This is a genomic window from Candidatus Egerieousia sp., from assembly GCF_056211015.1.
Genome location: NZ_JBAELF010000014.1, coordinates 1 through 5012, shown reverse-complemented (window position 1 = coordinate 5012; position 5012 = coordinate 1). Strand labels below are relative to the sequence as shown.

Below are 5012 nucleotides of genomic sequence, written 5' to 3'. Positions count from 1 at the left end.
GATCTTCTCGGAATCAAGTACGAATACAAAGGGGAGGACATGAATGCCGAGCCTCAGGCCCCGCAGGAAATGTAGGCCTCAGCAAATCGCTTTAGCATCGAATCCCGGCCGTGTGGTTACAAACAGCTGGGATTTTCAGCTATTGTAATATCTGATGTAATCAATCAGATCCTTTATATTCGAATCCTTCTGCTCATTTCCGGAAACAAGCAAAATAAACAAGTCTTTTGCTCTTGAAACGGCAACATTCAGCAGATGAGGTTTATCAACGAAATCACTTATTTCATCATCAACAGTCGAAAGGATAATGCAATCATTCTCACGTCCCTGAAATTTGTGAACTGTTTCCGCAGGAACATCATCAACTTTATTCTCGGTCATAAGTTTCCGCACCCGACTGTTTTCAGCCAATTGCTTGTCAATCAGATTGGCCTGATTTCTGTATGGAGCAATCACACCAATATCTTTGTATCCTTCACAAATTAACCGAGGAACAAGTTCAATTGTAATAACGTTAGCTTGTGTCAAATTGGATTTTTCATGCGCATGGCAACCGGCCGATGTCATGCAAAGCATCAGTGCATTATCGGTGCAGGACACCTTTCTCATCGGAATCAGTTCGCCATTATAGAATTGCTTGTTACAGAAGCCGATGATAAGAGGATGACAGCGATAATGTTCCTTCAATAATGTATTCGGGACATTAGGAAACAACTGGCATACCGATTCAAGAAAACTGTTCGTGGTATAATGATATGCGCTCGGTATTTTGTAACTGGCGAGAATTGAATCTGTTTCTGTCCGGACTTGGTCTGTGACAACATTAGGGAGTTGCTTGATATCTCCGACAATGACAGCATTTTCGGTACAGTTCAATGCAAGTGCACCTGAAGCGACATCAACCTGAGAAGCCTCGTCCATTATCAGATAATCGAAACGAGTCCGATTGCCAATATTATCTGTCGCAGAAAATGTTGTACTCAGGACTATAGGATATTCTTTCAGAAAAACATCAGACGATGTCTTCAGTTCAGACAGTTCGAATTTCCTATGTTTTTTATTGTTATATTTTGATTCAAGGAAGCCCTTTATGTATTTCAGAGACATCTTTACCTGTGATGCCTGTAAGGAATCAATGTTCTGTAGAGCCGATTGCAGTTGATTTATTTCCTCCTGAAGTTCGGCAATCTTCAGAACGAAATAGGAAGTCTGGAGATATTTAATGACATCATCCTTTTTCCTGATTTTTTGCTGCCACAACGCCAATCGGGTAAAAAAGCCCAGTTTCCCTTTGCGTTCGAACTCAAAAGTGCAGCGGTTCATCAGTTTTAAAGCTGTATCCGATGTCAAAGACTCAGGACAATTAATGTCATCCGGAATCTGCAGATGCGACTTCTGCACCTCATACTCCATCAGTTCCTGCTTGACAATGGCCAGTCTTTCCTGCTTGGCATAAAGCTTCAGCAACTGTTCCGTTACGTGTGGCAGCTGATTCTCGATTTCAGATTTCTGTTCGTCAGAAATATGCCACGCGTCAAGCTTAGGATACTCTTCTGCCTGATTGTTAATGAACTTCTCCTTGTTTTCTTTATTCCCCAACTGAGCGACAAGAAAATCAAGTCCATATTCCGGCTTGGCAAGTTTTTCCTTAACGTTCTCAACTGCAGAATTGTTATTGGATACAACCTGCATAGTTTTCCCAGTCAACAGCAAATTTGCTATTATATTGAGAATGGTCTGAGTCTTTCCTGTCCCCGGAGGCCCCTGAATAATACTCAACTTATTGTTCAATGCAGCAACTACAGCCTTGTATTGGCTTGAATTGCATCCAAAAGGAAAAATCAACAGGCCGTTGTGACGAGTATTGTTTCTGTATGTATCCGGATTCAGGAATGAAGCCATCAATGAACCTTCGAACCCAGTTCCTAGACGTTTGTACTTTGAGCCTAAGGATATTTCCTCACCATCATCCAGAGGAATATTAATATGATTTGCCACCTCACTCAAATATCCAAGAACACTTTCGGAAGCATCATCAGGAACAGGGAACTCGACATCATCCTGAAACATGTCGAAATGACGTTCATTGCCCCCCTTTTCGCTGAAAATACGATATACGGTATAGTTGGAATTCTGAAATTCATCTATATGAGTAGCCCTGATATAATAACCATTTTTCCTATTGCGGACTGTAGTCGGGACATCGGTACATTTCACCAAAGGAAGTATATCAACAGAGCTTTGGCTGTATCTGTAACGCTTGCCGCCATCAAACACAACGTCATACTTTCTAGTTCTTTCATTGAAGGATAAGTTGGCAATATTATTCTTAATCTCACCCTTCAATATGAAAATGCACTCCTCTGTCTGCATCACATCAACTATAATACGTACAATTCACAATCTGAATCAGTGTACATCGTCATTTTGAAGAACTTCCCAATGTCCGCCTTTAGTCGGTCCGACATGCCTGATTATTCCCAGCTTCCTCAACTTGTCCAGATGCCACTTTATCCCTTCCGGACTGATTCCTACGACACTGGCAAGCTGTTCACGAGTTGTAGAAGGATTCTGGCGAATTGCAGCAAGTATCTTTTCTTGGGTAGTTTCTTGGGTAGTTTCCGTAGTAGAGTCAGCAAACGGTACTGGGAGCGTCAGCCGTACCTCTTCTATAGCCAGCCGGTCCTCCAGAACAGGTGAATTCCACTTGGCATCCTTCCAGGCATCCAGAATCTCCGGGAAGCCGCTACCCAGGTTCTCACCGAAACCAATCATACGCAGCATGTCCTGCATCTTTGGGTTGCGGGCCTTTGAATTGCCACCTTCATAAATCTCCTCCAACGGCAGTTTCAAAGTACCTGGATTACGGAAGCAAAGCCTGTCATCATGCTTTTCAATACGCAATATACCGCCACTCAGGAATACGTCAGAGTGAATAATCGAGTTGGTCAACGCTTCTCTGACAGCCTTATGCTGAGGCGTATCATCCTCACGCTTCATGCCCACAAGCTTGAACGGACGAGGCAGGTCACGGGTGATTTTTGGACTTACCGTTGTGAAGAACTGATACAGATTGTTCTCCCAACGTCCGTCGTATGTCAGGCGGTCACGGTAACGTTCCTCTCCCTTGCAGCCTGAAAAATCAACGTAATCCATGCGGAAGTTTGAGAACCGCTCGCGTATGGGCAGACCCTTGCCGAACATCAGCAGACCGGCCAATGTCAGTCCCTCTCTGCCTGTACCTCGCTCCACCACATAGCCACCCAGATTCTTCAGGAACGTCTTGTTGTCACATTTGTTCCAGGGATGATCCACATTCTCGTCACGGAACTCCTGACGATACTCCCGCAACGTCTGTTCATCAACATCGTCCATACCGTAATGCTCTATCAGAATGCCGTCATTGCCATCCTCATTGGCATCACGAATCATGGTGTTGATTTCTGACTGAGTGCATTTGTAGTCACCTTCATAATTGCGCTTATAAACACTGCCTACAGTCATTCTGCCGCCCACAAATACCGGACGTTCATTGTATCTGGCACGTGGTACGCTTATGACAATCACATCTTTGCCATCGACACCTACCACCTCCACATCATCGTCCCGAAGCAGATTAGCACTGATTTTCTGCGGATTGTTCACCTGATTCCAGAAGTTCTTTACAATCTTACCGCTGTCCTCTACACCCAAGACAGTAAAACGCTTCTGCAAATCCTTCTCAGCCAAATCCTCTTTTATGCCGAGCAGAATAACACCGCCGTACGTATTTGCAAAAGCCAAGTACGATTCCCAAAAGCTGTCAGGAACATTCGATGTTGCCTTCTTGCACTCCAGAGTGATTCGCTCTCCTTTTTGGAGCAGTTGGGTTATGCTGAGTTTATTCACGTTCATCAATTTAACTTTTTAGAAATATATGATTTGCATATCACATCGAATCCTACTAATTCCATTCATCAAGAATACCCTGAATTGAATTACCTTCATATTTGTATAATGAAAGGATTTTTTCTTCCCTGACCGGCGATTTTTTGGACACCGTTACATGTTCAAAGTGTCACAGTGACGGACGGACCGGGCGGATGGTGCCATCGGGGTTGAAATACATGCGGTCTATGCAGATTTCACGGTTGTAGCCGCCTGACAGGCCCATCTTGATGCCTTCGGGACGGGTGAAACGGTGATAGACCATGTACCATTCGTCAGTGCCGGGCTTGCAGATGACCGCATTGTGGCCGGTGCCGAAAATCTGCAGTGAAGGGTCCTGCTGCAGGATAATCTGCTCCTCCACCCTGGCCGGCTGTCCGTTGCGGACCAGTCCGGTCGGCGAGTCCGATATGAGATACCTGACACAGTATCGGGCTGAACGGGTAATGTTCTCGCTCCACATGAAATAGTACAGACCGTTGCGCTCGAACACGTATGTGCCTTCAAGATAATGGTAATCCCCTATCCTGCTGCGGGGAATCAGTTCGTGCATGGTTCCGGGCACTATTGATGTCATGTCATCGGCCAGTTCTGCCATCCATAGATACGAATTGCCAAAATACAGGTAGTATTTACCGCTCTTCGCATCATAGAACACATCGGGATCAATCACGATATTCGGCGCATGGATGTCTTCCTGGGTCAGCAGAGGACCGCCCAGGGCATCAGTGAACGGGCCTTCGGGGCGGTCAGCCACGGCCACGCCTATGGACTTGTTGGCAACGAAATAGTAATAGTACCGGTAGCCCTTGAGCTTAGGTTTTCCAAACAGTGTCTTTTTGTACACCGGTTTTTCAATGATGCACGGAGCCCAGGCGTACTCCTTGCCCCAGTCCAGGTCCTGCAGGTCCAGAATGACGCCCTCATCGGTCCAGGTCTTCAGGTCCGTTGACGAAAAGCACTTGAAGTCATGGTTGTGCCACTGATAGCTGCCGTCGGTGGTAGGATAGATGTAGTATTTGCCGGTCAGATTGCTGTAGAGTACCTCGGGGTCAGCATGCAGACCGGGGAACACGGGGTTGTTC

General features: G+C 45.6%; 3 protein-coding genes. All 3 read right to left on the bottom strand.

The genetic code is table 11. The annotated features are described in order from the left end of the window. Positions 1-135: 135 nt before the first annotated feature. Positions 136-2373: a DEAD/DEAH box helicase gene (locus tag AC06L3_RS01090; protein WP_475668779.1), complete on the bottom strand. Its 2238-nt coding sequence runs from the start codon at positions 2371-2373 to the stop codon at positions 136-138. Positions 2374-2409: 36 nt separating this feature from the next. Beyond that, on the bottom strand, positions 2410-3894 hold the full coding sequence (locus AC06L3_RS01085; protein ID WP_475668778.1) for an ATP-binding protein: 1485 nt from the start codon (positions 3892-3894) through the stop codon (positions 2410-2412). Between the two features lie 163 nt (positions 3895-4057). Then, positions 4058-5012 (bottom strand): family 43 glycosylhydrolase (locus tag AC06L3_RS01080; RefSeq protein ID WP_475668777.1); only part of this gene is annotated, 955 nt, incomplete at its 5' end.